This window comes from Streptomyces sp. NPDC054863 (assembly GCF_053610825.1).
Window position 1 is genome coordinate 1 of sequence record NZ_JBSGZD010000445.1, and the last position, 4,430, is coordinate 4,430.

Below are 4,430 nucleotides of genomic sequence, written 5' to 3' on the forward strand. Positions count from 1 at the left end.
CTCTCCCTCTCGACGTCCGCGCGCCCCTTCGGCTCACTCGCCGGGATCCGCAAGGGCGTGCCTCTTTGGCCCGTTCACAGGGCCACACGTCCCTTCGGCTCACTCGCCGGGCTCGTCAGGGCGTGCCCCTTCGGCTCGTCCACCGGGCCCCGTCCTCCGGCCGGGCCGTCCGGTTCCACCCGACACTGAACATTCCGCACCGCGACACATCCCGCCCCGCGACCCCCTGGGAGCCCCTCATGTACGCGTCCGTCCGCGACGAACTCCGTGCCACCCTCGACGAGATCCGCGAGGCCGGGCTCTTCAAGCCCGAGCGCGTCATCAGCAGCCCGCAGAGCGCCACCGTGGGCGTCACCGCCGACGGACAGGCCGCGGACGTCCTCAACTTCTGCGCCAACAACTACCTCGGCCTCGCCGACCACCCCGAGGTCGTCGCCGCCGCCAAGGACGCCCTGGACCGCTGGGGCTACGGCATGGCGTCCGTCCGCTTCATCTGCGGCACCCAGGAGATCCACAAGGAGCTGGAGGCCCGCCTCTCGGCCTTCCTCGGCCAGGAGGACACGATCCTCTACTCCTCCTGCTTCGACGCCAACGGCGGCGTCTTCGAGACCCTCCTCGGCCCCGAGGACGCGGTCATCTCCGACGCCCTCAACCACGCCAGCATCATCGACGGCATCCGCCTCTCCAAGGCCCGCCGCCACCGCTACGCCAACCGCGACCTCGCCGACCTGGAGAAGCAGCTCCAGGACACCCAGGACGCCCGCCGCCGCCTCATCGTCACCGACGGCGTGTTCTCCATGGACGGCTACGTCGCCCCGCTCGCCGAGATCTGCGACCTCGCCGACCGCTACGACGCCATGGTCATGGTCGACGACTCGCACGCGGTGGGCTTCGTCGGCGCCGGCGGCCGGGGCACCCCGGAACTGCACGGCGTGATGGACCGCGTCGACATCATCACCGGCACCCTCGGCAAGGCCCTCGGCGGCGCCTCGGGCGGCTACGTCGCGGCCCGCGCCGAGATCGTCGCCCTGCTGCGCCAGCGCTCGCGCCCGTACCTCTTCTCCAACTCCCTCGCCCCGGTGATCGCCGCCGCCTCCCTCAAGGTCATCGACCTGCTGGAGTCCGCCGGTGACCTGCGCGACAAGCTCGCCGCCAACACCGAGCTGTTCCGTACGAAGATGACCGAGGCGGGCTTCGACATCCTGCCCGGCGACCACGCCATCGCCCCCGTCATGATCGGCGACGCCGCCGAGGCGGGCCGCATGGCGGAGCTGCTGCTGGAGCGCGGCGTGTACGTCATCGGCTTCTCGTACCCGGTCGTCCCGATGGGCAAGGCGCGCATCCGCGTCCAGCTGTCCGCAGCGCACTCCACCGCCGACGTCGAGAAGGCGATTGCGGCGTTCGTCGACGCTCGGGCGACACTGGCTGGGTGATCGACCCCAGACGGCTTCGCATCCTGAGGGCCGTGGCGGACCACCGTACGGTGACCGCCGCGGCCTCCGCGCTGTACCTGACCCCCTCCGCCGTGTCCCAGCAGCTCAACGCGCTGGAGCAGGAGACCGGGCACGCCCTGCTGATCCGTACGGGCAAGGGGGTGGAGCTCACCGCAGCGGGCGAGATCCTGCTGACCCACACCCACGCCGTCCTCGCCCAGCTGGAGCGCGCCGAGGCGGAACTCGCGGACTACGCGGGCGGCGTCGCGGGCGAGGTCATGGTCGCCTCCTTCGCCACCGGCATCGCCGAGGTCGTCGCCCCAGCCGTCGGCCGCCTCGCCACCGGGCACCCCGGCATCATGATGCGCGTGTGGGACGCCGAGGGTGACGAGAGCCTGCCGCTGGTCCTGGGCGGCAAGGCGGACGTGGCGGTCGCCGTCGAGTACCGGGGCGCACCCCGCGAGGACGACCTGCGCCTCGCCCGCGTACCGCTGTACGCGGAACCCTTCGACGCCGTGCTGCCCGCCGGGCACCCCCTGTGCGACGAGGGAAGAGTGGCGCTGTCGGGGCTCGCCGACAGCGACTGGATCGGGCCCTACCCCGGCAATCCATGTCATGACATGGTCCTGCTCGCCTGCGAGCTCGCGGGCTTCCAGCCGCGCCTCAAGCACTCCTCCGACGACTTCCGCGCAGTGGTCGCGCTCGCGGGCGCGGGGGCGGGGGTCGCACTCGTCCCGCGTTCCGCCCTGCGCGGCATGGAGCTGAAGGACGCCGTCGTACGCCCCGTGGAAGGGCCCGCCGCCACCCGCAGGGTGTTCGCCGCCGTGCGCCGCGGTGCGGAGGACCATCCGCTGATCCGGCCGGTGCTCGACGCCCTCGTCGCCTCAGCGGGTGGTCTCTCCACCGGATGAAGGGGCGTCAACCTCCGTGCGCGGCAGGCCCGTGGGGGCGGATTCCGGAAATTATTTGACCGCAAGTCCGGTTGAGGTTTTAGCGTTCAGTGTGTTCCCCGCGCCGGACAGGCCGACGGGACGTCGAACGTCGGACCAGCTGATTCCGGAGGCACCTCCCGTGGACATGGAAGTCACCGCGTGGACATCGATGCACAGCGTGATGACCGCGCAAGACGACAAGCGCCCCTTCTCCAGGGCGACCCTGCGGAGGATCGCCTCCTTCGCCAAGCCGCACCGCAGGCAGATCTACCAGTTCCTGCTGCTCAGCGTCATCACCGCACTTCTCGCGGTCGCCACCCCCGTCCTCGCGGGCCGTGTCGTGGACGCGATCGTCAAGGGCGACGACACGGGCACGGTCACCCGGCTCGCCCTGCTCATCGCACTGATCGCCGTCGCCGAGGCGGGCCTCGGCCTGCTGACCCGGTGGCTGTCGTCGACCCTCGGTGAAGGGCTGATCCTCGACCTCCGTACGGCGGTCTTCGACCACGTGCAGCGGATGCCGGTCGCCTTCTTCACCCGCACCCGCACCGGCGCCCTCGTCAGCCGCCTCAACAACGACGTCATCGGCGCCCAGCGGGCCTTCAGCAACACCCTCTCCGGGGTCGTCTCCAACCTCGTCACCCTGCTGCTGACGCTCGGCGTGATGCTGAGCATCTCCTGGCAGATCACCCTCCTCGCCCTCGTCCTGCTGCCGGTGTTCGTCGTCCCGGCCCGGCGGATGGGCTCCCGGATGGCCCGGCTGCAGCGGGAGGCGGCCGGGCACAACGCCACCATGGGCACCCAGATGACGGAGCGCTTCTCCGCCCCCGGCGCCACCCTCATCAAGCTCTTCGGCAGGCCTTCGGACGAGTCCAGGGAATTCGCCGCAAGGGCCCGCCGGGTCCGCGACATCGGCGTCCGTACCGCCATGGTGCAGTCCACCTTCATCACGGCCCTCACCCTCGTCTCCGCGCTGGCGCTGGCGCTGGTCTACGGACTCGGCGGCTTCTACGCACTGCGCGGCAGCCTCGAACCCGGTGCCGTCGTCGCCCTGGCCCTGCTCCTCACCCGCCTCTACGCCCCGCTGACCGCCCTCGCAGGGGCCCGGGTCGAGGTCATGAGCGCCCTGGTCAGCTTCGAGCGGGTCTTCGAGATCCTCGACCTGAAGCCGCTGATCGCCGAGAAGCCGGACGCCCGCACGGTCCCGGACGGTCCTGTCTCCGTGGAGTTCGACGGCGTCACCTTCGGCTACCCCTCTGCCGACAAGGTCTCCCTGGCCTCTCTTGAGGACGTGGCGGTCCTCGACAACCGCGGCGGCACCGACGTCCTGCACGACGTGTCCTTCCGCGCCGAACCCGGCCGCATGATCGCGCTCGTCGGTTCGTCCGGCGCGGGCAAGTCCACCATCGCGCAGCTCCTGCCGCGGCTGTACGACGCCGACGAGGGCGCGGTACGCATCGGCGGCGTCGACGTACGCGACCTGAGCGCCGACTCCATCCGCCGCACCCTCGGAATGGTCACCCAGGACGGCCACCTCTTCCACGAGTCCGTACGCGCCAACCTGCTGCTCGCCCGTCCCGAAGCGACCGAGGACGACATCTGGGACGCGCTGCGCCGCTCCCGTCTCGACGGGCTCGTGGCCTCCCTGCCCGACGGGCTCGACACCGTGGTGGGGGAGCGCGGCTACCGGCTCTCCGGCGGCGAACGCCAGCGCCTCACCATCGCCAGGCTGCTGCTCGCCCAGCAGCGCGTCGTCATCCTCGACGAGGCGACCGCACACCTCGACTCCACTTCCGAGGCGGCCGTCCAGGAGGCGCTCGCCGAGGCCCTGGAGGGGCGTACCGCCGTGGTCATCGCCCACCGGCTGTCGACCGTACGGGCCGCCGACCAGATCCTCGTCGTCGAGGAAGGGCGGATCGTCGAACGCGGCACCCACACCGAACTGCTGGCCGCAGGCGGACGGTACGAGCAGCTCTACCGCACGCAGTTCGAGAGGCCGGGGGCGGAGGGCGCGCACCCCGTCCGGTGACCGAAGGGGGCGCGGCCCGGAGCGACTGCTCCGGGC

3 protein-coding genes are annotated in these 4,430 nt (G+C 71.4%); all 3 read left to right on the forward strand.

Annotated elements, in window-relative coordinates; translation table 11 throughout:
- Window positions 1-239: 239 nt before the first annotated feature.
- The 3 genes from ACWGIG_RS37260 (at window position 240) to ACWGIG_RS37270 (ending at window position 4,394) form a co-directional block, all read left to right on the forward strand.
- Entirely contained in the window at window positions 240-1,433 is a 1,194-nt protein-coding gene (locus ACWGIG_RS37260) for a glycine C-acetyltransferase (protein WP_453326155.1), read from the forward strand.
- Window positions 1,430-2,344: a LysR family transcriptional regulator gene (locus ACWGIG_RS37265; protein WP_453326156.1), complete on the forward strand. Its 915-nt coding sequence runs from the start codon at window positions 1,430-1,432 to the stop codon at window positions 2,342-2,344. The genes ACWGIG_RS37260 and ACWGIG_RS37265 overlap by 4 nt, the downstream gene beginning before the upstream one ends.
- A gap of 160 nt (window positions 2,345-2,504) precedes the next feature.
- Window positions 2,505-4,394, forward strand: a complete 1,890-nt coding sequence (locus ACWGIG_RS37270) for an ABC transporter ATP-binding protein (RefSeq protein ID WP_453326157.1) — start codon at window positions 2,505-2,507, stop codon at window positions 4,392-4,394.
- Window positions 4,395-4,430 lie beyond the last annotated feature (36 nt).

Excerpts from the sequence above, each read along its gene's own strand:
- ACWGIG_RS37260 (WP_453326155.1), top strand. The coding sequence starts at position 240 with ATGTACGCGTCCGTCCGCGACGAACTCCGTGCCACCCTCGACGAGATC.